Genomic DNA, 22,859 nt, shown 5'->3' on the forward strand with positions numbered 1-22,859 from the left:
TAGCCATGGCAATTGTTCGCGAGCTTGTCACACTGCTGCGCTACCAGGTCGATCGGAGCGGCCTGACGGAATACGCCCAGAAGGCGCAGACTGTCGGGCGCCAGGTAGGCGGCATCGGACGCGCGGCCATGCAAGGCTGGCGCGAAGGTGTGCGAAATGCCTTGAACGAGTACGGCTTGGTGCCGGGCAAGGTATGGCAGGGCATTCGTGAGCAGCGCCGTTTGAACCGCGAGCAGCGTCAGTCTGTGCAGAACGTGCGCGAGATTGGCGGCGGCTACTCGATGTTGGGCAGCTACATCCGGGCAGCACTTGCCGGTGTTGGCGTGGTAGCCGTCGCGCAGTTGGCGGACGAGTGGTCAGGCGTGCAGGCACGCATCGGACTGGCCACCGACAGCGTAGACGAGCAGCGCATTGCCATGGAACGGCTGTACGCAACGGCCCAGTCGTCCGGCCAGGACTTTCTTGCTACGGGCGACCTGTTTACCAGCATCAGTCGCAACCGCAAGGAGCTGGGGCTGGCGCTGGACGATTCGCTGCAGTTGACCGACACCATTGGCAAGCTGCTCACCATCGGCGGGGGTTCTGCGGCAGGCCAACAGGCCGCGCTTACCCAGCTTGGCCAGGCGCTGGGCTCGGGCACGTTGCGTGGCGATGAGCTGAACTCCATTTTGGAGCAGGCGCCGCGCCTGGCCCAGGCCGTGGCCGACTCCTTTGGTGTATCGGTTGGGCAGTTGCGGGCGCTGGGCGAAGAGGGCAAGATCACCAGCAAGGCGCTGGCCGACGGGCTGCTCAAGCTGGGCGCGTCGATCAACGAAGAGTTCGACCGCATGCCAAAGACGTTCGGTCGGGGCATGACGCTCATTCGCAACGCCTGGGGCCGGTTCATTAACCAAATGAACCGCGCCACGGCCGCCAGCGAGTCGTTTTACGTGGTCGCCCGGCTCATCGCCGAGAATATGGCCGAGATCGTGCGCATCGGTGCTATGGCACTCCTCGCCGCCGGCGTGATGAGGCTGCTGCCGTTGCTCAAAGCTATGCGCGGGGCCTCAATGGCGGCGCTTTGGCCGTTCCTGCGGATGTACACCATCTTGGAGTCTATCCGGCTGATCGGTGACGATGTACTCACGTGGCTGCACGGCGGAGAATCTGTGCTGGGCACCATCATTGGCCGTTCCGAGGCTTGGAAAACGCAAGTCGATGCGGTCAAAGGTTTCCTCGCCTCTATAAAAGACGCGTTGGGCGGTGCTTCCGAATCCCTCGGTGAATGGCTCTCGAAGTGGGGCACCATCGGCACGGTCATCGCTGGCGTTGCGTTGCTCATTGGTTGGATACCTACGGCCATTGGCGTTGTCGCGCTCATCCTGATTCGCTATTGGGGCGATATCAGGCAGGCTGGTGAAGACCTGTGGGATGCCTTCACCGAAGGCGCCGCCCAGTCCTGGACCGAGATAAAGTCCGACTTTCAGCGGCTACTCGACTGGTTCAAGGAGCAGGGAGCATGGCTCAAGAGTTTGTTTGCCGGCATGGTGCCGGACTGGCTATCGAATGGCGTGAGTCGAGTAGGCGACTTCTTCGGCGTCAGGCCGTCGACGATGCAGCGAGGTGGTAGTGCTCCGATTTCGACCACCGACAATAGGCGTACCGAGATCATAATCAACGGCGTTGCCGGCAATCCCGCGACGGTAGGAAAAGCCGCCGAACAGGGTGTCAACCGGGGCTTTGGCCCGGCAGTTCCCGTCGTGCCCCCCGGCTTTCTGACCCCAAATGTCGAGGCAATGCCTTAGAATGTAGCGAATAATTACAATTTGAGGGGTTGATGTGAAAGTCGTCGCTGGGGATTTCCCGATTACGGTCCCATCTTGGGCGTCGAGTGACTGCTTCATTTTTGGTGATAGAAAGAAGGGCGAGACTGTTCTCTACGTCCATATCGAAGAAATCGAGCTGCAAGAAGAGACTAAGAAGGGCTCCCTTGTGAAGATTCGCTTCCTTGATGGACGCCGGCTGCTTACCCAACTGACCGAAGATGAGTACCTCCGCATTCGAGGTGCGCTGTTCGACGTTCAGGAAGACCTGGACAGCAGGCGCGCCGACGCCGTTGCACGTTCGGATAGCTACAAGCTATACGTCCAAAAGAGGCTCCTGCGCCAAAAGCGAATCAAGCAGATTGCTCTTGTTGGAGCATTAGCCATCGTCGGCTACGGCGTTTTATCGCCAAGCTCCGAGGAAGCGGCGCCGGCTCCTAGTTCTCCCGCGGCCAGTTCAACGAGCGCCGCCATCGCCGCTCCGAAGGATTCGGCGACTTCTGCTCAATCGGCGACACCGGTAGCGCCCGTCAAAGATTTACGGCCTGCGCCTGCCGAGCCGAAAGGTGTAATTGCTGATGGCGCGATCCAGAAGATCACGAAGGCCCAATACCCAAAGACCTTCAAGCAATGGGGGCAAAAGGGCGTGGATCGCATCAATAGTCTGACGCCGGCGGCTGCACAGCTGGTGATCGATTCCGGCACATGCGACAGCCTTGAGTTGATCGAACTATCGGGGCGTAGCAAGCCGCCCAGCAGCATTGTTTTCTTTGCTGATTGCAAGAACGGTAATCGGTTCTACGTAAGTGACGCTGACATCAAGGCTAGTCAGAAGTTGATGTCTAAGAACGAGACGACTTCAAAATACAGCGACAGTGCAATGACGGAGATGTGCACAAAATCTATCCGGTCTGGGTTGCAGTTTCCCTCGACGTTTGACGCTAATTTTGGTGGCACGACAGTCTATAGAGCGCCGGGCGGCAACGTTGTTGTGAATATCGACTTCGAAGCCAAGAATGGGCTGGGCAACGTGCTCCCTCATAGAGGCCGCTGTGTCTTCGATGATCGAGGAATGTCTCCACCCGAGATATCTCCACGCTGAAACAGAGACCGCCTTCGGGCGGTTTTTTTATGGACGACTCTCATGGCATTTCTCTCCCTTCTATTCGGCCTGGGCGGCGCGCAATCAATGATCGGCAGCTTGCCGCTCGATGCACTGCTCTCCGAGGACACTGAGCTCACCTCCACTGCCACAAAATACCCGGTGGAGGACGGCACGAACATCTCGGACCACATAACCCGCGAGCCCGAGCGCCTGGCGCTACATGGCACGGTGACGGCCGCCGGCATCCTTCTTCTGGGCGCCGGCGGGCGTTCCAAGCTCATCGCGGCTAAAGAGGCCATGCGGCTGATCCATGAGCAGAGGCTACCTGTGACCGTGGTGACCGGCTCCGATGTGTATGCCGATTTCGCCATGGAGAACGCCAAGATCTCGCGCACCAACGAAAGCGAGAAGATCACGCTCTCGTGCGAGTTCAGCAAGATCGATAAGACGCAGCTGCAAACGGCGGACATCCCGCCTGAGAAAGCCCAGGGCAGCGCCAAGGGCAAGGCTGGCAAGACGGCCGAGAAGGGGGGCAAGGTTGCCTCTGGTGGCAGCGGCGCGGCCGGCAGCACGCCGCCTCCTTCCGAACTGGCCAGAAAAACCGGGTGGGGCACATGATCACGATCCCTCTGATAGACCAGAACTCATTCGTCATCGAAGCGAGCCTGGAGGACCGAACCTACTTCCTGCGCTTTGATTGGAACAGCGAGGCCGGGATCTGGACCATGGCGACCCAGGATGCAGGCAGCCAGGCCGTGCTGACCGGCGTTGTGCTGGTGCCCAACTCACCGCTGCTCGACCAGTTCCGCCACCTGGCTGTGCCGCCCGGCGAATTCATTGTGTACGCCCTGAACAATGACCTGGTGCTGGGTCGAGATACGTTTCTCGCCGGCGCCGCGACGCTGTATTACCTGACGGAGGCCGAGGTTGCCACGCTTCAATCGTGATTATCGGCTGCTTATTGGGCCGGCCGGTGGCAGGGGCGTCGAGATTGTGCCGCCGCTGCGCATGACGTTCGATATCTCCAAGGACACGAAGGAGGAGCCCAATGAGATCAAAATCCGCGTCTGGAACCTAAAAAAAGAGACGCGCGACGCCATCGTCGAGCCGGACAATGTGGCGGCTCTGTATGCCGGGTACGCCGAGGAGGATGGGCCACTGCTCATCGCCTACGGTACCGTGCTGCAGGGCTGGACGTATTTTGACGGGCCCGACGTCGTCACAGAGCTGGACGTCCTGGACGGCTACGCGCAGATCCGCGACACCGTGGTGAGCCTGGGCTATGGCCCTGGCACGCGGGCGCGGCTCATCATTGCCGACATGGCTCGCCAAATGGGCCTGCGCCTGGTCATGGCCGATGATGCGCCGGATCGGGTCTGGCAGAACGGCTTTTCCTACTACGGCGCGGCCCGGGTGGCGCTACACAAGGTGGTGCAGGGCACTGGCCTTGAATGGAGCATCCAGAACGGCGAGCTACAGGTGATCTCCCGGCGCGGCACGACGACGCGCCAGGGCTTTGTCCTTTCGGCGAGCTCTGGCCTTATCGGCCACCCCGAGCGCACGCGCCAGGGCGCCAGGGAGAAGGCAAAGGTCAGGGATCAGAGAACGGGCGACAACAGGAACATCGTGTCGGCCCGCCAGCAGGTGGATGGCTGGCGCGTGACATCCCTCCTGCTGCCTACGCTGAACCCGGGCGACCTGGTCAAACTGGAGTCGCGCACGGTCCAGGATTGGTTCCGGATCGAATCGCTTAAGCATGTCGGCGACTGGGGCGGGCCGGGCGACTGGCAGACGGAACTGGAACTGGTCGAGCGTAACGCTCCCCCGAGGAAGCAGTAATGAACGAACTGATTGCAGCCGTGCTGGCCGACCTGAATGTTTGCCTGCCTGGCGTCATCGTCGCCTATGACGGCACGACCGCCACGGTGCGCCCGGCCATGCCCAAGCAGTTGGCCAACGGCGAGACCCTCGCAGCGCCACAGATTGTGCAGGTGCCCGTGTGTTGGCCGATCGCCGACGGTGGCCGAGCCCAGATCACGGTACCGCTCAAACCAGGCGACCCAGTGCGGCTCACGTTCTCCCAGCGTAGCCTGGAGAATTGGCTGTCCGGTTCAGATCAGGCCCCTGATGATCCACGACAATTCGACCTGACCGATTGTTTCGCGTCCCCGGTGATGCGTCCGGGCGTGTCCGCAGATCCGGACAATGTGACGGTCCAGTATGGCGCTGGTACGCTCAAGATCGCTCCGAGCGGGGACATCACGATCGATGCACCGAGCCTGACGATCAACGCACCGACGACCGTGAACGGGCTGCTGACCTACACCCAAGGCATGATCGGTTCTGGCGGCACGCAAACGGCGCAGATCAACGGCGACGTCATCGCCAACGGCGTGAGCCTGGTCCACCACAAGCACCCGGGCGATAGTGGCGGCACGACTGGGGAGCCGCTCTGATGGGTATCGACATCAAACTGGACCGCAGGCACGACCTCGCGCTGTCCAAGACAAATGACCTGGTGCTCATCGATGGCGCGCAGCGCGTGCGCCAGCAGATCGAGGTGACCCTCCTGACGTTCCTCGGCGAATGGTTCCTGGATGTCTCCTGGGGCATCCCGTACCTGGAAAAGATCATGATCAAGACGCCCAACCGTGCCGAGATCGAAAACATCATCCGCGCCAAGGTTCGCGATGTGCCGGGCGTGACGGCTGTGCCATCTGTACAGGTCGAACTCGACGCTCGGGCGCGCCAGGGACGCATCACGCTGCCCGACATTCAGACTACCGAAGGGCTGATATCAGTCTCGGTAACACGATAGGAAACTTCAACGATGGCCGATTACGGAATCACCCCCGATGGATTCGTGCGTCCGCGCCTGCCCGAGATCCGGGCGGAGATCATCGACACCATGCGCGCGAATCTGCGCGCCAAAGGGCTGCCCGACGACATTGAAACTCGGCCCGATTCGGTCATGGGCGTGGTGATCGACACGTTCGCAGACCGTGAGGCGGCGCTTTGGGAGATGGGCGAGGGCGTCTACTATGCGATGTACCCGGGCTCTGCAGTGGGTGCCGCGCTTGATCGCTCGGTGTCCTTTTCTGGGGTCAAACGCCTGCAAGCCGAGCGTTCCCAAGCGTATGTGGTGGCCTATGGCATTGCCGGTACCGTCATCGGCGCCGGCAGCCAGATCCGGCACCGCAGCACGCAAAGCATCTGGGAGACGACCGCGCCCGTGACCATCAGCGCCGCGGCGGCTGCCGATGTGCGTATCGTGCCCACCATTCAGAGTTCGAGCACCTACACCATCACGGTGGACGCCACGGCCTATAGCTATGTCTCGGATGCCACAGCGACGGGGGGAGAGATCCTGGCCGGCCTGACGGCGGCGCTCGCGACCAGCGGCTTGCAGGTCGCCAATGACGGTGCGGCGCTGCGCTTGGTATCCACGGCCAAGGTAGGCGTGAACATCACGCTGACCGCCAACCTCACGTTCTCCGAGCTGGGCTCCGCGGTGCTGGCGCAAACGGTCGATGTCATCCCTGAGGTGGCCGAGCCAGGCGATCTGAATACGATCGTCACTCTCACCACCGGCTGGACCCGCGTGACCAACCTGCAGGAAGGATCCGTTGGCCGGCTACAGGAGACGGACGCCCAGTTGCGGGCCCGGTACCGGCTGGGGGTCTTTCGATTTGGCGCGGGCACTCTGCCAAGCATTGGGCCGAACATCCTCAATGACGTGCCGGGCATCACTGACATTCGCGTGTTCGACAACAAAACTGACATCGTGGATGCGGCCGGCAGGAAGCCTCACAGCGTACATGTCATCGTGGACGGAGGCATTGACGACGATATTGCAGTTGCCCTCTACAAGTACAAGGGCGGCGGAATCGATACGAACGGCGCTGTCACTAGGACATTAGCCACGGCCGAGGGCCAGCAGATCATCCAGTTCGATCGACCGACGCCTGTATACGTATGGGTCAAGGCGGTGGTGACACTGCTGCCGCCCGAAGAGCAGGCGTTTCCCTCGGATGGTTTCGACCAGATTCGCGCAGCGATCCTTGCCACTGGCCAGGCCCACGTAATCGGTCAGGATGTTCGCCTCCAGCGCTTTTTCTGCGAGATCTACAAGACGCCCGGCATTGCCAATGTGGAGCTGACCTTTGCCAGCACCGGTAACCCGGCCTACACGCCGGTCTCGGGAGACTATTCGGCGGCCAACATCACGATTGCCGACATCGCCAAGGCACTTTTTGACGCCAGCCGTATCGAGGTGACCTGATGGATCTGGATCAAGACCATGCCGACATTGCATGGGGAAACTTCCTTGCGCAGTACGGCGATTCGCCACGGCTCGAATCGGTGGTCCGGGCGTTATATTCGCCGCTCTCGCACAAGCAGCTCAAAGCGCTGTACGACGAGCGCTGGCTCGATACGGCCGTGGGCAGGCAGCTGGACGGTATCGGTGAGATCGTCGGTCAGTCTCGCGAGATAGACGATACGCTTTTTGTGCAGTTCTTCGGTTTTGATGGCCAGCCAGATGTGATGGGGTTCGGCAAAGCCCGTCTGCGACGGCAGTACGAGCCCGCTATTGCGGGGTCTACTCGTTTGCTCGACACCGAGTACCGAAAGATCCTGTACTGGAAGATCGGCCTGAACAACGGACACGGCACGGCGCCCGAGATTGCAGCATCCGTCAAAGCCATTTTTGACGCATCGGTCGTTCGGGTGCGGGATATGGGCAACGCCAAGCTGGGCGTCTGGTTCAACTCCACGCCCGACACGAACCCGGCGCTGCTGGTCAATCCCATGCGATGGGTACCAGCGCTGGCCGGAGTCGGGGTAGATCTGCTGGCTAACACGGACGAAAAACCGTTCGGGTTTATCAGCCAGGGCCTGTACGGCTTTGGCGAGGGCGTTCTGGCCCACAGCGTCTGACCACACACAACATTGACTGATCAGCCATCTTCGGGTGGCTTTTTTATTGGGGCGAACATGGCCGCTGTCGAATTCTTTACCGGTTTTAATTACAAGTGGGCGCAGGACGGGACTGCTTTTGCCTGGGATGAGGCGCAGTACAAGCAGGGCTGGGCCACCATCGGCTCGGTCCCGCCGTCGGTTGAGCAGTTCAACCGAGCTCAGCAGTTCCTGGACGAAAAGGCGAACTATTTGTTCGCGCACATCAAGCAGGCGGCGACCGATGCCAGCCTCACAATGACCGCCAGCGACACAACGACTCTGTCCAAGGTCATTCGCGCTTTGTCCCTTCCGATCTACGCGACGGCGCCAGCGGTCAATTCGGGTCCGATCATTTTTGCACTCGACCGTCAGCAGATCCTGCTCTGGCAGACCATCGGCACCTTCACGGGCTACGCATCGGCGGAGGTCGGCGACTTCCACTGGGGCACGTCGATTTCCCCGAAACCGTACCAGGAGCTGCTCATAGGACAGAACGTGGATCGCACGTTGCCCAAATATGCAGCGCTGATCGCGTGGGCGGAAGCCAACGGGCACATGAAGGCTTCGGCTTCCTGGGTGAAGGGAGCGTTTCATTTCAGTGACATGGGCGCGAACCTCATCCGGCTGCCCGATCTGCGCGACCAGTTCATCCGGGCGACCGGTACTGACGCTGACACTGCAAATGCGAGGGAGTTGGGTAGCAAACAGACAGGTGCCATTGGAACTCATGGTCACCAGATCAATCAGGACGTTCGAAGCGTAGGCCTTGCCTCCCTGGCTACCGGTACCGCCCTGCAACTATTGGATGTCGAACCCGGCATCACCCAGCAAATTTACGCCACCAGCACCGGAGGTGCTGAGACACGCGGCCCCAACGTGGCTCTTCATCCAACTATAGTGTTATGACTGGATGAAGTGCCGTATTAACTGACCGAGTTTCTGCGCCGCCTGTCAAGCCAGTATTCCGAGCGCCAACGCCGAAATTATTGGTTCCGCCTGTGTAATTGCCAGTTGCGGAGTCGGTTCCCGTCAGGTTGGGAATAAGGCTGTGTAAGTGCGCTTTGAGGGAGTCCAGCTGCTTGCTGCCAAGCACACGTGCATTTGCAGATAGATGGCCACATTCCTGCAAATGCTCGTGCGCTCGGATCAAAACAAATTGATGCCATCCAGAACATCGTTGGCACTGTCGGGGCAATGATTGGTGGCACCACTGTGGATGGCGCGTTTTCATACGTGACTGAAGCTCGCCAGATCCAATCGGCGGCCAGTGGTCTGGGAACATTTAGGTCAGTATTTGACGCGTCGCGCGTTGCGCGCACATCTGTTGAAACCCGTACCCAGAACACGGCTCTGCACCCCGTCATAACGTTATGACTGGATGGAGCGCGGTGTTTCCTGGGCGTGTGTCTGCGCCGCTACCCACTGAGAAACTGAGTATCGAGTTTCTGTAGAAATTTGGAGCCCCTTGGGCGACATCAGCGATCACTGCGCCGGACGCTCCGTATGCGGACACAATGTGATCGGCGCCGCTGCCTATCAACTGCAGCTTTTGAACCGCTTGGGCTTGGCTCGAACCAAGCGCACGAGCATTTGCAGTCAGAGGCACACGACCGGATGCATCGCGGTGTTTTTCGCCCGTGTTTCACTACCGCCCTCATTGAAGGTGGAGGCCAAGTAGCCTGGGGCCACCTGGTCATTGATAGCATACGAGGCGACCTCCACCCAGGGTGATTTGGCGGAGCCATAGTCTGCGAATACCATCTCGCCGAAGCCGGTTCCGGCCTCCGTTTTTAGCCTGTGGTAATGCGATTTGAACGCGTCTAACTGCTTGCTGCCAAGCACACGCGCATTTGCAGTTCAATTCCCACCCAATAATCAACCGCCCCGTCGGGGCCAGGAGTACTCATGTTTTTCCAAACCGATGCCACCGGCCTGCTGAATGGCCCGTCTCCGTACAACATGAAGGGCCACGGAGATGTCGCTGTGTCGCCCGCGCAGATTCCGGCCAATCACGTTGCCCGCTGGACGAGTACGGTCGAGCGCGGCGCCGCCAATTACGGCGAGCCCGGTACCGGTGAGTGGCAGTTTCTCGAGGATCACCGTGGCGACACGCTGTACACGGCCGACGGCCAGTACGAGTTGGGCACGGACTATCAGGAGCAGTCATTTGACGGCCTGGGCCCGCTGCCTGCATGGTTGACCATGAACGCGCCGTCGGCGCCAGAACCCACACTGGCCGAGGCGCAGGCCGGACAACTGGCGCAGATCAATGCCGCGTTCGAAAAAGCGGCCGGCGCGCTGACAGCCGGCTACCCAGAGGCCGAGCGCCTGACGTGGCCCGTGCAGCAGTCCGAGGCGCTCGCCTGGGCGGCGGATCCGGCGGCATCGACGTCGTACCTCGACGGTCTGGCGACTGCGCGCGGCATCACGCCGGCGGAGATGCGTCAGCTAACGCTCGACCAGGTCAATGCGTTCATGGCTGCCAGCCAGCAGCTGGTCGGAACGCGTCAGCGACTGCGCGACGCCATCAATGTGGCCACTACCGTCGCCGGCGTGCGCGCCGTGGTCTGGCCGGCGTAAATCAGGCCACCATGCGAAGTTGCTCGGCCTGCCAGCGGCCCAGTTTGGACTGCGTGAGCTGCCGCGCCAGATCCCGACCGTGCGGGTTGTAATAGCGCATGGTCATGCGGGTATCGCGGTGTCCGGTGAGCTTGGCCAGCTGTTGGATCGCGAACACAGCCGCAAGTCGGGACGTGGCCTCATGGCGCAGATCGTGAAAGCGCAGGTCATGAAAGTACGCCGTCACCGGCCGGCGGCCATGCAGGCGGCACACTTTGACGTAGGCGCGCCGCGCACGCTCGCGGGCCCGCCCGAACGCTTTTGATACCGCTCCCGGTGTGATATCGAAGATCGGCCCACGCATGGGCCGGCCCGCGAGCCATTTGCGCAGCGCATCGCGCGCGAAGGGAGAGAGCGGCACGTATCGGCTGTCACCGTTCTTGGTGTCGTGCAGCGTCACCACGCCGTGCGTCAGATCGATCTGTTCGCGCGTGAGTGTGACGATCTCCGATCTGCGCATCCCGGTTTCGACGGCCAGCGTCACGATGGTGGGCAGCGCTTCGGACCGTGTGTATCGCAGGATCCAGTCGATCTCGGCGCGCGGGCATTCTTCAGTGGAGACTCCGTACAGGCGGATCTGCGTGAATAGACGCCGGTCCCGGGCGTCGGCCACTGCTGGCCGGCGTACCAGCTGGACCGGGTTGGCCAGCCAGTGCAGACCCCAATCCTTGCGGGCAACGGTGTACAGGTGCGAGAGCAGCGCCAAGCGCCGATTGACCGTCGCTGGTTTGCGATCCTTCAACCACTCATCGCGCAGGCGCTGCAGATCGATCTGGCTGACCTTCGCCAGATTTCGATTGATGAGCAGCGTGCCGCGCCAGGCGCGCGCGATCGACTGTTCCTGATACGCGCTCTTCTTCTTTACGGACACCTCGGCCAGATAACGGTCGAGGGCTTCGGCGAGAGTGGGGCAGGAACGAAACAGGCGGCGCTGACGTGAGTTCATGGCGGGCAAAAAGTCTCGTTGTATCAGCAGTACCAATTTTCAAAGCCCCGAGTAGAGGCATTCCATCGCCCGGTTTGCCGGGCTTTTTTTCGTCCAAAGGAACGTGATGCAGGACATTCAAGAAATCATCGAAAGGGCGCTGCCCGGAGTGTTCGGCTCGGCCGGCGCTTTGTTCTGGCTCAAAGGGGGACCCATTCGGAAGTTGGGGCTGTTCCTGTTTGGCGTGATCGTCGCCTACTACGTCGGTACCGCGTTGGCGCAGTGGGCAGGCGTGAACGAGGCGGCTACCGGCCTGGTGCTGGGCCTGTTCAGCATGAGCATCGTCGATCGCCTGTTCGATGCCATCCAGCAATTCGATTTCAACGACCTGTTTGACCGCATCGTCGACAAGTTCCTGGGCCGGAGGTAATCATGGATTGGTTTCTCATCTACATCATCGCGCTGTACGTGATCATCATCCCGCTAGCCAGCTGGGGCGCGTTGTCGCCACAGTTCGATGCCAATATGCTGCAGCGCATTGCGCTGTGCATGGTGGCGCTTTGGGCCGCCTGGCGCATCTCGCTGATGCTCCAGCATGGATGGGGATTTCCTCATGAGCCACTGGTGGCCACCGCGCTCGCGCTGTATGCACTGGGAACGCTGCAGAAGGCGTTGGGGTACCGGAGGCGGGCATGCCGCGAATAACTCCTGACCAGGCCGGCGGCCCGAACATCTGTGCGTTCCTCGACGCCATCGCGTTCACCGAGGGCACCGACAACAACCGGCAGCCGACGCGCGATCATGGCTACGACGTTCTGGTCGGCGGTGCCCTGTTCACCGACTACAGCCAGCATCCCAACCGCCTGGTGCGCCTGAACGCGAAACTCTCGAGCACCGCCGCCGGCCGGTATCAGATCCTGTTCCGATTCTGGCGGATCTACCAGTCGCGCCTCGGGCTCCCGGATTTCTCACCGCTCAGCCAGGACCTGTACGCCATCAACCAACTGAAAGAGCAGGGTGCCTACGGGAGGCTCCAGGCCGGGCAGTTTGAGACGGCGGTGCTGCGGGTCAACGACATCTGGGCCAGTCTGCCGGGGTCACCCTATGGGCAGCACACATACAGCATGGACGAAATGAAGGCGATCTACATCATGCACGGGGGCACTTATGTTTAAAACCGCTCTGGCGATGCTGGGGGGCTGGAAGGGCTACGTCGCGGCGCTGGCGGCCGGCGCGCTACTGGCGGGTATTGGGGCGTGGACGGTGCAGGGATGGCGCACCGATGCGCAGCTGGCTAGCCTGCGCGCCGACCACGCCGCCGTGCTCGAGCAACAGGCGCAGGCCGTGGTGGCGTCCGTGCAGGCCGCCCGGGATCTGGAACAGCGGCGCACTGCCGCAGTGGAGAATGAACGTGATAATGCCATCGAACAATCGACGGCCCTGGCTGCTGACGTGGCTGCTGGGCGTACTGCTGCTCAGCGGCTGCGGCGCGAACTCAGTGCGCTACGTGAGCGCCAGGCCGGCGGCGATACCGCCTCTGCCCAGCGAGGCCCGGGTCAGTCTGGTACCGACGCCATCGGTTTGCTCATCGAGCTGTACGCAGGGTTGGACGGCGCTGGCCGAGAGGTCGCTGAGTACGCTGATAGGCTCCGAATCGCCGGACTGACGTGCGAGCGCAGTTACGACAGAGTGCGTCGCTAAAACGTCAGCCAGGTCCAGCCTCCACCTCTTTGTATATCCGCGCATTGCAGCCCGTAAGGTCCGATAGCCTCAGAATGGCCATATAGTTATGATTAATAGCACCACAGCGCCTACCGAAGATAGGCCAGACAACCAGCCCGTAATTACTGAGGCAGCGAACCACCTGCGCCCAGGCTCAATGTATGGTTTTGCGGTAGCAACAAGCGCACTCCAACTGTCAGCTTGACGGATTTCTCTGGCCCGCGTATCAAGGGCGGTCGCTTGTTTAACGTACCCGTTCTGTACGAGCCAGAACTGCAAAACTGACGCCAAGAGGCCAATTGTAAACGCTACTAAAGAGATCGATAACCACAGGCTTTCGATTCTCTGCAGCAAAGCTGCAGTGCCAGCTACGCCGGCTACTGCGACGATAGATAAATGTTTTGCCGTTTCAATCGACCATTTGCTCTGCTGATCCCACGCTCGCGCTGCAAAATTCGCAAATACGCCGTATTGGTCGCCTGCGAAATTCGCAAAGTGTTGAAGAGAGGATTCCAGCATTTCTTTTGTGTAATCGATATCCCCGCGTGTTCGAAATATGCTTTCGCCTATGTTGCTGTAGATCACCGCGTCGTAACCCCGAGAGACTGCCCAGGCGTGCCCAATGTATCTGGCCTCTGCAGATTGGCGAATCAGGTTTGACTGCTGTTGTTGTGGTTCCATACCGCCCCTAGCTTTTGAAAAGTAATCACGATTCTACTGGCTCGTTAGCCAGCGGATTTTGGTGTCGAGAATTCCCCATCGCTCGCGTGACCTGCCACCATTGGAAGGCGGATTCCGGACGCGGTGTCGATAACAGCTCGAACGCAGCGTCTATCGGCGTCTCTGGGTCCAGCCACGCCAGCGCATCATCCAGGAGCAATGCAACCGGTCGGCGATCATGCAGATCCATCATGCCGTGCGCGCCCAGCGCGAGCAGCTCGGGCTGCAGCGGATCCGGGATTGGCCTGGGCGTGTCTTTGCCGCCATGGGCGTGGCGCACGACCTGCAACCGGGGAATGTACCGGTTCAGTACGGCATGCCGATACATATCCATCTGCACAGGCCCCGGAACAGGGGCATCCCATTGTCGCTCGGGCAATTTACGGCCGTGCCGGTGCGTGCGGGTGATGGTGCAGTTCTGCATGGTAATACTGTATCGATGAACAGTATTTGTAGCACAAAAAGGCCCGCCCGATGGGGAGTTCAGGCGTCTAATACTCGGGATGGCAGTGAATGAAATCAATGTGTTGCAGGGACCGTTCTATCATCGTCAATTAGACAGAGCGACCATCGTTTCACTCTGTATTCAATAGGTTAGGTTGCTTTTCCGAGCAATTGACCGAATACATTGTCGTCGTCGCCTTGGTGGCAGTGGCCGCCATCGCTGTCTACCAATCTTTCGGCCAGGTGGTGCGCTCGCAAACCGCCGCCATGGCACGCGAACTCGCCGGCGAAGACGGCACGCGCCAGAGCCGTAGCGCGCGCAGCGCAGCCGATACGGCTGCCGGCCAAACCTCTTCCAAGTCACTCAAGTCGTTCACCGGCAATGCCGGCGCCAGCAAATGAGCGGGCATGCCTCGCAAGGCTGGAGGCAGCGCAGCCCTTGCGGCAGCCGTATGGCGCGGCGGGGTTGCGTGCGTACACGTGCTGCGGGGCAGTGCGGCCAGTCGCTGGTACTGGGCATGTTGCTGCTTGGCGTACTCGCGATCGCCTTTACGCGCTTTTTTGCTGTCGGCCAGGTGGCCGCCGCACGAGCGCGGCAGCTTCACGCCCTGGATGCCGCTGCATACAGCGGCGCGCTGGTGCAGGCTCGTGCGCTGAACATGATGGCGCTCATTAACCGCTCCCAGGTTGCGCATCAGGTCGCCATGGCGCATCTGATCACGCTGGCATCCTGGCAAGCGTATGGCGCCACGCAGGGGGGGCGGGTACGCCGCGGCAATCCGCCCGCCTACCTCATCGGCATGATGTTCGGGCCTCAGCATGGTATGGCGTATCGTGCTGCCGGCCATGCGGCAAACTTCACGGGCAGCGGGGCGCTGGCCGGTACGTTCATCCAGCATGATGCAACGGTTCATGGCCTGCTGGCCGGAGCGCAACGGGCGATAGCCCAGACGCTGTCGGCCGTGCGCCGCCAAGCGATGCAGGAGGTGCTGGCCGCCAACTATCCGCACCACGCGCCGGGCAGCTTTGATTTTGTGATCCACGCGGATACGCTGGCCGGCTACTTGCAGGCCAGGCCTGCTACACATAGCGGTATGGCGAGCATGCGCAATCTCGTGCTCCAGGCTGCAGGCGCCTATGGTTTTCTCGCGCCGCGCGACCATACGGCGCGCAATCCCTGGCTCGTTCATCCAGCCTGCCCGCATTTGCGCCACGAGCTCCGCCGCCGCGGCCACACCCGACTGGACCGCAATGGCCGCTGGCAGGCCAACGATACACAATCATTTCATGCGCTGCGCTTCAATCGCTACCGCTGGTGCTATCACCGCGAATATCCTATGGGCTGGGCATGGACCACGTCGGGCGGGACATGGTTGTCGGGCGGCGACGTGGTGCGGCGAGTGAGCGGCGATCGCCTTATTTCGCACGAAGTCAGCGAGTTCATCGCAAAGCGCATCGTTGGCGGCATTTCCCTTGGGGATGGCAATATATTTGCCGGGCTGCGTGCGCGGCTGGCCGTGTCGCGCTGGCCTGCACGCGGCATGCCGGGCTATGTCGATATTGCAGAGGCCAGGCGCACACATACGTTGCGATTTGCTGTCGCACTGAGGCTCGCCGGCCCCGAAGGGTTGAGTATGCGGGTGCACAGCGCGGCCGAGACCTTTTTCGACCGTCCTGTCGCTCGCAGCGACGGGCGTTCTGAGCGTGCCCATTTGTTCCAGCCATATTGGCAAGCCCGCTTGGCGCCTCAGCCTGGAGGGCGCCCGCGTGGGCCAGCAGGCCGGCGTCCAATACCACGTTGGCGCCGGCGCTCGGCGGCGTCAGCGCGCCGATACAGCGGGGCGCAGTCGGGTCAGGCGCTGGCCGAGGGTATGGTGGTGCTGGCAGCGCTGCTCGTCTTCTGGTTCGCCATTGGGTGGCTCTATCGCCTTCAGGGTGACGCCCTGGAGGCCCAGCACCACAGTCGTTATCTGGCTTTTTTGTTGACGCGTCATCCAGGCCGTGCAGCCACCCATGAAGGTAAATTGCGGCTGCCCGGCACTGCTCAGCCGGGCGCAGGTAGTGCGGGCACAAGGGCATTGCTGCGCCAATGGCAGGACGACCCAGTCGGTATTCTTGTCGTGCGCCGGTATGTTGGCACCGGTATACGAACGCCACAGGCGCTGTCGCGGCATATCGCAATACTGGCTGGTGCTGGGCACGCCAGTCATGACGCAGCCGCGCAGCGCATGTTGTTGCGTTCGCAGGCCGCTTGGCGGGCTGTCGCCCACTCATCCATCCAGTCCGCATCGAGCGCCGCGCGCCGTTTGGCGCGCATTGATCAGGGCTGGCTCCGCCCGGGCCCAGTGTTCGATTGGGTCACCCCCTGGGCCGGGAGGGTGCCGCAACACATGACCCAGCGACTCGCCGCCGCGGAACACGCGGGGACAGCCCGATATTCCTCTGCTTCAGGGGCGGCACATCATGCTAAGTAAACGCGGAGGGACTTTCATGCAACGTGACTGGTTGTGTTTACCCAATGCTCGATGGCGTGCGGCGGCGGGTATCGCTGCTGTGCTGTGCCCTGCCATATCTCCTCACGCCTATGCAGGGCTGAACGACGGGCAGGTGGAAGCGAGTCGGGCGGTTGTTATCGCCCCCGCCGTTGCCAATGCCTTTGCCCGTGTTGAAGCACTGGCGGGGCGCGCCTTCGACTGGCAGGCGCCGCTGTCGCTGGTGGCCAATGGGGTGGCCTTTCATATTCGTAGTTTCACGGCGTCGATGGGGTTGGAAGCGGCGGCACAGGTATTGGCCCGTCATGACACGCTGTTTCAGCGTCTTCTGGCAACCCCTGGTCTCGTACGCTTGTCGGGGCTGGCGAACGGTTCGCATTGGCTAGTCGAAATACAGCCGCACTCCGATGGGCAACCTGGCGTCAGCGGTCGCTTGTCGGTGATGGCGCTCCCCGGGGGCCTCCGATCGGCCCACGCGCCAGCCATCGTCTCCGTTCCCGCAATCGGCAGCCATCCCGACCTGTCTTGGCTACCGGCGGGCGCAGTGCCCTTGTTCGCTCACACAGACACGGCTGTGGCGAATCGAGGCGGACGCTATGGGTTCCGCGTCGACATGCAGGCGGATGCGCTGGCGGCAGGCATTGCAGCTCGCCTTGTGACGCTGGGATGGACGGCGCAGCACGAGGCGCCAGCCTTGCGTCGCGTACAGATGTGGCGGCGAGGGCCGGTACAGATGTTGATTTTTTTATGGGGCCGTGGCGATGGCACGGCCTTGTATGTTCATTTTCATTAGACAGCCATGAATCTGCCCCGTGTTCCTTCTTCCTGGTTATTGGCATTTTTTGCTGTTGCGGCAGGCGGCTGCGCTGCTTGGGCGGCCCAACGCTATCTGCACCAGCAGGCTGCCATGTTCGAGGCACGCCACAGCGTCCAGATGGTGGATCGCATCGTCGCAGCGGACGATCTCGCTGAAGGTACAGTGCTGCACGCCGGCCTGTTGGCGGTACGGGCGTTCCCGCTGCCGCATGTGGCGGCGGATAGCATTGCGCCAGCGCAGAGCGATACGCTGGAGGGTGCGGCGCTGCGGGCGGCAGTGCGGGCAGGCGATGCGCTATTGCCCGTTCATGTCGGCCCGCCCCGCTCGGCCGGGCTCGCGGTGCAGCTGCAGCCCGGCCGTCGTGCGGTCACGTTGCCTGTGGACGCCAGCAACATGCCGGCTGGGCTGATACAGGCCGGTGATCTCGTCGATCTGTATGTTTCGTTCAGTCATCAACGCCGAAAAGTGACCGCACCTTTACTGCAGCGTGTGCGGGTGCTAGCAGCAGGAGGGGACACGGGGCCGAGCACGGAGGCGGGAGCGACAACGGGCGCGCTCGACGCATTGACGCTTGATGCATCGCCAGCCGAGGCCATGACGCTCATCGCCGCGCGTGATGCAGGCACGATTACGGCAATGTTGCGCGCTCCAGAGGATACCGGCTCCAGCAATCTCGCCACACGCGGCGATCTGGCCAGCCTGCTGGGTATAGGGGGCCCGGCCGTCCCGGCAAGGCCTCAGGTTATCTATGGCAACAAGGCTGCGCGCGGCTTGTCGGCGCTGAACAGCAATCAGGCCGCGAAATCCGCTGGCGACAGCTTCTTCCAGCTGTCTTCAAATGCGCTTGCGTCAGTTGGGCAGGGCAGCGTCGAAAGACGGGAGGGCAACACAGAACTTGCATTTGCAAGGCATACCGTGAGTGCCATTGAGGCGGATTCACCGATGAGTGATGAGGACGCTGTGAGTCTGACGAGCATGTCCGATGATGATCAGGAGGAGTGATGTTGGTCCCGAGCAAGACGCAGTGGCGTGGGGTGCGGCATGTCCGGGGGCGTGCCGCGTGCGTTGCAGCTCAGATGCCGACGGTTGCGTGGCTACGCGGCGGTTCGGGCGCGACGGTCGCGCACCGGGCGATGGCTGTGGCGGCTGTTTGGATGGCGGGATGGCTTGCAGTGCCGGACGTGTTCGCCGCGGAGCCCGCCCCGTCGGCCGTGGCCACGCGGGAAGAAGGCTCGATGTCGATGCAGGTTGGCGAGGTACGAGTGCTGAAAGCGCCGAAGATTGCCAGGGTTGTTGTGGGTGACGGTCACGTCCTGCGTGCTCTGACAACTGATGAGAATGAAGTCATCGTATTTGCGCGCAACGAAGGCTTCAGCGCGCTTGGATTGTGGGCTCGCGACGGCACGCGCCGTCAACTGCGTGTACAGGTGGCGCCCGAAGGCGCAAAGCGGGCACAGGAAGAACTGCGCAGCCTTCTGGCGCGGATTCCGGGTGCAAGTGTTGTGGTGGTGGGCGAAAAACTGGTGGTCGAGGGCGACAACCTCGGTGAAGACGACAGGGCCCGGATCGCAGCACTCGCGCGTCAGTATCCGCAACTCGTGAACCTGACTGGGCAGGTTGGTTGGGATGACATGGTTCTGCTGGATGTGCAGGTGGTTGAAGTGCCGCGTTCGCGCTTGCGCGAGCTGGGCGTGCGATGGGGTGCGGCGCATGACGGCGCGGCCTATTTCGGGGCCGCGTGGGACGGCGGGAGCGCCGGGCTTGTTCAAAGGCCGGGCGCGCCGCCGCTCGCCTACCCGCTTAATCCTGGCACCTGGGCGACCTATGCCGGCGTCAACGCCTTGTGGTCAGCGCGCCTGAGCCTTATGGAGCAGCAGGGCCAGGCGGTGGTGCTGGCGCAGCCGCAATTGCTCGCGCGCAGTGGTGCCACGGCCGAGTTCCATGCCGGCGGCGAGGTTCCCTATTCTTCCGTCACGAGCGACGGTAAGCCACGCACTGAGTTCAAGCCTTATGGTGTGCAGTTGCGCATCACGCCGCAGGTCGAACGCAACGGAACGGTGCGCTCGCGCATTGAAGTTGAAGTCAGCGCCGTTGATCAAGCCTTGTCCGCGCCATCGGGTCCGTCGCTCAAGACTCGGCGCGCAGCGACCGAGTTCAATGTTCGCTCCGGCGAAACGCTGGTGCTGGCTGGCTTTCTTTCGCGCTCAGTGGGTTGGCATCAGGATGGCCTGCCCGGCCTGGCGGATATCCCTTTGGTTGGAAGCCTCTTCGGCGCAAAGCGCAGCTCGCATATAGAAACCGAGCTGGCGATTTTCGTTACGCCCAGCGTGGTTGCGGGCGATCATCCAGATCTGCGCGATCGGGTGCGGCGCGGCAAGGATCTGCTGGGAACAAGCTTCCCCGACGCCCCCTGGATCAATACCCCACTGCAAGCCCGGCAAGGCTTGCCGCACCCTGTTTCAGCGCCTGATGATGCAGGATGGCGCCCCTACGGCAACGGTACGCAATGGGCGCCTGACGACGATGTCGCGGCCTCGACGTCGCGAATGGGGAAAAACGCGTTTGAGTTGACGGAGTAAGGACATGGTTGAACTGGAGTTGCGTTTGGATGCGGGCGAGTGGGTGAGTCGCAGCGTGGTATTGCCTCTGCATATAGGCCGAGGCGCGGAGTGCGGCCTGCGGCTGCGGTCATGGCGGATCGCACGTCGCCATGCCTGCCTGGATCAGCGGCCCCTTGGTGTCTACGTCAGAGATCTGGGCAGCGTGGCGGGCACGCAGGTAAACGGCGCAAATGTGATTGAATACGGGCCCTTGGGGCTGGCTGACGAGATTTCCATTGGTCCCTGCACGCTGCGTTTGGGCAGTCGTGGCCGGGGCACGCTGGGCGGGATGGGCACAGAGCAGGCGGCTGGCGGCTGCGTTCCGGATAGGGGTTTGCCCACAGGGCGGGGCGGGCTTGTGCTGCACGCAGACGGCGAGCTGTGCGCACAACCTGAGCAAGGTAATGAATCGGTGCGTGGCCCGGTCGCACAGGCGGACGCGGAGCGAGGCGTCGGCGTGGGAGTAGTCTCGCCCGCCGAACGCTTGCCTGACAGCGCAGACACACTTGGCCTTGCGGCGCAGGACATGCATCTGCACCGTCGGCGGCTCCATGCTCGCTTGCTCGAAGCCCTGGATCTGCGGCGCAGGGATGTAGCCAGTCTCAGTGACGAGGCCTTGCGCGGCGAAGCTGCGCAGGTGCTTGCCGAGCTGATCGCCGCCGATACCCATCTGCCGGTTGCTGTCGACCGAGCGGGGCTCTTGCACGCGGTGGTGAATGAGGCGGTAGGATTGGGCGTGCTCGAGCCCCTGCTGGCTGATCCTGCCATTACCGAGATCATGGTCAACCGCCACGACGAGATTTTTGTTGAAATCGCAGGCCGGCTGAGCCGCCATGCCGGTACCTTCAGCAGCGAGGACGCTGTTCGCGGAGTGATTGACCGTATTGTCTCGCCGCTGGGTCGGCGCATCGATGAAAGCTCACCCATGGTCGATGCCCGTTTGGCGGATGGCTCACGCATCAATGCTGTGATTCCGCCCGTGGCGCTGCGGGGCGCGAGCCTGACAATACGCAAGTTTGCGCAGTCGCGGTTGGGCATGGATGATCTGCTGAATGCCGGTGGGCTGAATCAAGCCATGAGCGAGTTTCTGGCGGCTTGCGTGGCCAGCCGCAAAAACTTGATTGTGTCGGGCGGCACAGGCACGGGCAAGACTACTCTGCTCAACATCTTGTCCAATTGCATCGGCGAGCATGAGCGTATCGTCACGATAGAAGATGCCGCCGAGTTGCGGCTCAGCCATGGCCATCTGGTTGCTCTCGAGTCGCGGCCGGTCAATTCGGAAGGCACGGGGCGCGTCGATATTCGCGATCTGGTGCGCAACGCGCTGCGTATGCGGCCCGACCGCATTGTGGTGGGTGAGTGCCGCGGTGGTGAAGCATTTGACATGCTGGCGGCGATGAATACCGGCCATGAGGGCTCATTGACTACCCTGCACGCCAACAGCCCCCGCGATGCGTTGGCACGCCTGGAAACCATGATCCTGATGGCGGGCATGGATTTGCCGCTGCTTGCGGTCCGCGAGCACATCGCAGCAAGCATCCATTTTATTGTCCAGCAGGCCAGGCTTGCGGATGGCCGCCGCCTGGTGTCGTCGATTGTGGAAGTCACCGGCATGGAAAGCGGGCGCATCCAGACGCAGGAGATCTTCCGCTATCAGTCGCGTCCTGTACCTGGCTTTGCCGGTTGTGGTGTCATTCCCGAGTGCTTCATGGATGGCGCTGGTGCTGCGGCTGTCCCGTTATCGCTGTTCACTGCTCACACCGTACTCGCGCCTGCGGCGCCACTGCAGGGTTGATGATGTTTATTGCATTCTGCCTGTTGGCTGCGGCAATCGCGGGAATAACCGCCGGCTGGCTATTGCTGCAAACCATGTCGCGCGGCTGGTCCGCATACCGGCGCGCCTTCGGCCAGGATGTTGCCAATCGCATGGACGAATTCTTCCTGTTTTTCGATCCTTCCAGGTTGCTGGCGGCCAATCTTCTGGTGAGCGCAGCGAGTGCCACACTGGGCTTTGCGTTGTTGCGTACGCCGTTCGCGGCGATCATCGCCGGCGGGTTGGCACTTGCCGCGCCTCGCTGGCTGGTGGCGGCGGCGCATCGGCGCCGTTTGCGACGCTTCGATGCGCAATTGCCCGACTTGCTCATGGGCTTGGCGGGTGCATTGCGTGCCGGTATGGGGCTGCAGGCCGCGCTGCGGCAAGTGGTGGCGCAATCGGCCGCTCCCCTGTGCCAAGAGTTTGGCTTGCTGCTACGCCAGCAGCGCATGGGTGTGTCTTGGGACGAAGCGTTGAAAAACCTGCGTGAGCGCACGCCGACAGAAGGAGGGGCCTTGGTCGTATCGGCGTTGGCTATTGCGTCGCGCAGTGGTGGCGCGGTCGCTCAATCGCTCGATACGCTGGCATCTACGATGCGCACGCGCCAGCATCTGGATGAGCGTGTACGCGCACTGACATCTCAAGGCCGCATGCAGGCATGGCTGATGGCCGGGCTTGCCCCCGCAGTCGGCATGGCCTTGTACCATCTCGACCCGGATGCTATGCGACTGCTTTGGGAAACACCGCTGGGCTGGGCAGCGCTTGGCCTTATCACGGTGCTTACTTGCGCCGGCATGCTGCTGGTGCGGCGTATTGTTGCAATCGATGTATGAAAGGGGAA

The 22,859-nt window shown here is 61.9% G+C and carries 25 protein-coding genes; 22 read left to right on the plus strand and 3 right to left on the minus strand.

The window, feature by feature from the left end; translation table 11 throughout:
• Positions 1-5 precede the first annotated feature (5 nt).
• From LOL23_RS01275 to LOL23_RS01325, 11 genes are all read left to right on the plus strand, one after another.
• Entirely contained in the window at positions 6-1,784 is a 1,779-nt protein-coding gene (locus LOL23_RS01275) for a tape measure protein (RefSeq protein WP_237173045.1), read from the plus strand.
• A gap of 34 nt (positions 1,785-1,818) precedes the next feature.
• Positions 1,819-2,904 (plus strand): hypothetical protein, encoded by a 1,086-nt coding sequence (locus LOL23_RS01280; RefSeq protein WP_237173046.1) that lies wholly within the window; start codon positions 1,819-1,821, stop codon positions 2,902-2,904.
• A gap of 42 nt (positions 2,905-2,946) precedes the next feature.
• A complete protein-coding gene (locus LOL23_RS01285; protein ID WP_237173047.1) occupies positions 2,947-3,525 on the plus strand; it encodes a phage baseplate protein in 579 nt (192 codons plus the stop codon).
• A complete protein-coding gene (locus LOL23_RS01290; RefSeq protein WP_237173048.1) occupies positions 3,522-3,854 on the plus strand; it encodes a phage baseplate plug family protein in 333 nt (110 codons plus the stop codon). The genes LOL23_RS01285 and LOL23_RS01290 overlap by 4 nt, the downstream gene beginning before the upstream one ends.
• Positions 3,835-4,746 carry a phage protein gene (locus LOL23_RS01295; protein WP_237173049.1) on the plus strand — a complete coding sequence of 304 codons (912 nt, stop codon included), beginning with the start codon at positions 3,835-3,837 and terminating at the stop codon, positions 4,744-4,746. Before LOL23_RS01290 ends, LOL23_RS01295 begins: the two co-directional genes overlap by 20 nt.
• Positions 4,746-5,363, plus strand: coding sequence for a Gp138 family membrane-puncturing spike protein (locus LOL23_RS01300; RefSeq protein ID WP_237173050.1), 618 nt, complete (start codon positions 4,746-4,748; stop codon positions 5,361-5,363). The genes LOL23_RS01295 and LOL23_RS01300 overlap by 1 nt, the downstream gene beginning before the upstream one ends.
• Positions 5,363-5,725 carry a contractile injection system sheath initiator gene (locus LOL23_RS01305; RefSeq protein ID WP_237173051.1) on the plus strand — a complete coding sequence of 121 codons (363 nt, stop codon included), beginning with the start codon at positions 5,363-5,365 and terminating at the stop codon, positions 5,723-5,725. Before LOL23_RS01300 ends, LOL23_RS01305 begins: the two co-directional genes overlap by 1 nt.
• 12 nt (positions 5,726-5,737) lie before the next feature.
• Positions 5,738-7,189: a baseplate J/gp47 family protein gene (locus LOL23_RS01310; protein WP_237173052.1), complete on the plus strand. Its 1,452-nt coding sequence runs from the start codon at positions 5,738-5,740 to the stop codon at positions 7,187-7,189.
• Positions 7,189-7,845, plus strand: a complete 657-nt coding sequence (locus LOL23_RS01315) for a baseplate wedge 1 family protein (protein ID WP_237173053.1) — start codon at positions 7,189-7,191, stop codon at positions 7,843-7,845. Before LOL23_RS01310 ends, LOL23_RS01315 begins: the two co-directional genes overlap by 1 nt.
• 57 nt (positions 7,846-7,902) lie before the next feature.
• Positions 7,903-8,772, plus strand: coding sequence for a hypothetical protein (locus tag LOL23_RS01320; RefSeq protein WP_237173054.1), 870 nt, complete (start codon positions 7,903-7,905; stop codon positions 8,770-8,772).
• Positions 8,773-9,771: 999 nt separating this feature from the next.
• Entirely contained in the window at positions 9,772-10,446 is a 675-nt protein-coding gene (locus LOL23_RS01325; protein ID WP_237173055.1) for a hypothetical protein, read from the plus strand.
• A gap of 1 nt (position 10,447) precedes the next feature.
• Here LOL23_RS01325 and LOL23_RS01330 read toward each other — a convergent pair whose 3' ends face one another.
• Positions 10,448-11,431 (minus strand): tyrosine-type recombinase/integrase, encoded by a 984-nt coding sequence (locus LOL23_RS01330; protein ID WP_237173179.1) that lies wholly within the window; start codon positions 11,429-11,431, stop codon positions 10,448-10,450.
• A 106-nt stretch (positions 11,432-11,537) separates the two neighbouring features.
• Between LOL23_RS01330 and LOL23_RS01335 the strand changes: the two genes are divergently transcribed.
• Genes LOL23_RS01335 through LOL23_RS01350 form a run of 4 tightly spaced genes read left to right on the plus strand, consistent with a single transcriptional unit; the run spans position 11,538 to position 13,111 of the window.
• Positions 11,538-11,840: a hypothetical protein gene (locus LOL23_RS01335; RefSeq protein WP_237173056.1), complete on the plus strand. Its 303-nt coding sequence runs from the start codon at positions 11,538-11,540 to the stop codon at positions 11,838-11,840.
• 2 nt (positions 11,841-11,842) lie between these two features.
• Positions 11,843-12,115, plus strand: a complete 273-nt coding sequence (locus tag LOL23_RS01340) for a hypothetical protein (RefSeq protein ID WP_237173057.1) — start codon at positions 11,843-11,845, stop codon at positions 12,113-12,115.
• Complete coding sequence (locus LOL23_RS01345; RefSeq protein ID WP_237173058.1) at positions 12,103-12,585, plus strand: glycoside hydrolase family 24 protein; 483 nt, start codon at positions 12,103-12,105, stop codon at positions 12,583-12,585. Before LOL23_RS01340 ends, LOL23_RS01345 begins: the two co-directional genes overlap by 13 nt.
• The gene (locus LOL23_RS01350; protein WP_237173059.1) at positions 12,578-13,111 is read left to right on the plus strand and encodes a DUF2514 family protein; all 534 of its coding nucleotides are present in this window, start codon (positions 12,578-12,580) and stop codon (positions 13,109-13,111) included. The genes LOL23_RS01345 and LOL23_RS01350 overlap by 8 nt, the downstream gene beginning before the upstream one ends.
• A 69-nt stretch (positions 13,112-13,180) precedes the next feature.
• Here the strand turns inward: LOL23_RS01350 and LOL23_RS01355 are convergent, their stop codons facing one another.
• Both LOL23_RS01355 and LOL23_RS01360 read right to left on the minus strand, forming a co-directional pair.
• Entirely contained in the window at positions 13,181-13,813 is a 633-nt protein-coding gene (locus LOL23_RS01355; protein WP_237173060.1) for a hypothetical protein, read from the minus strand.
• 25 nt (positions 13,814-13,838) lie between these two features.
• A complete protein-coding gene (locus LOL23_RS01360; RefSeq protein WP_237173061.1) occupies positions 13,839-14,276 on the minus strand; it encodes an SOS response-associated peptidase family protein in 438 nt (145 codons plus the stop codon).
• 191 nt (positions 14,277-14,467) lie between these two features.
• On the opposite strand from LOL23_RS01360, the gene LOL23_RS01365 reads away from it, so the two are divergent.
• The 7 genes from LOL23_RS01365 (at position 14,468) to LOL23_RS01395 (ending at position 22,851) form a co-directional block, all read left to right on the plus strand.
• A complete protein-coding gene (locus tag LOL23_RS01365) occupies positions 14,468-14,698 on the plus strand; it encodes a hypothetical protein (protein WP_237173062.1) in 231 nt (76 codons plus the stop codon).
• Between the two features lie 68 nt (positions 14,699-14,766).
• A complete protein-coding gene (locus LOL23_RS01370) occupies positions 14,767-16,770 on the plus strand; it encodes a hypothetical protein (protein WP_202411573.1) in 2,004 nt (667 codons plus the stop codon).
• A gap of 16 nt (positions 16,771-16,786) precedes the next feature.
• Positions 16,787-17,581, plus strand: a complete 795-nt coding sequence (locus LOL23_RS01375; protein WP_160976236.1) for a hypothetical protein — start codon at positions 16,787-16,789, stop codon at positions 17,579-17,581.
• A gap of 6 nt (positions 17,582-17,587) precedes the next feature.
• Positions 17,588-18,607: a Flp pilus assembly protein CpaB gene (cpaB, locus tag LOL23_RS01380; RefSeq protein ID WP_237173063.1), complete on the plus strand. Its 1,020-nt coding sequence runs from the start codon at positions 17,588-17,590 to the stop codon at positions 18,605-18,607.
• A gap of 152 nt (positions 18,608-18,759) precedes the next feature.
• Positions 18,760-20,184: a type II and III secretion system protein family protein gene (locus LOL23_RS01385; protein ID WP_160976918.1), complete on the plus strand. Its 1,425-nt coding sequence runs from the start codon at positions 18,760-18,762 to the stop codon at positions 20,182-20,184.
• A gap of 4 nt (positions 20,185-20,188) precedes the next feature.
• On the plus strand, positions 20,189-22,000 hold the full coding sequence (locus LOL23_RS01390) for a TadA family conjugal transfer-associated ATPase (RefSeq protein WP_237173065.1): 1,812 nt from the start codon (positions 20,189-20,191) through the stop codon (positions 21,998-22,000).
• On the plus strand, positions 22,000-22,851 hold the full coding sequence (locus tag LOL23_RS01395; protein ID WP_237173066.1) for a type II secretion system F family protein: 852 nt from the start codon (positions 22,000-22,002) through the stop codon (positions 22,849-22,851). The genes LOL23_RS01390 and LOL23_RS01395 overlap by 1 nt, the downstream gene beginning before the upstream one ends.
• The last annotated feature ends 8 nt before the right edge of the window (positions 22,852-22,859 follow it).

The organism is Paracandidimonas lactea, assembly GCF_021653995.1.
GTDB lineage: Bacteria > Pseudomonadota > Gammaproteobacteria > Burkholderiales > Burkholderiaceae_B > Allopusillimonas > Allopusillimonas lactea.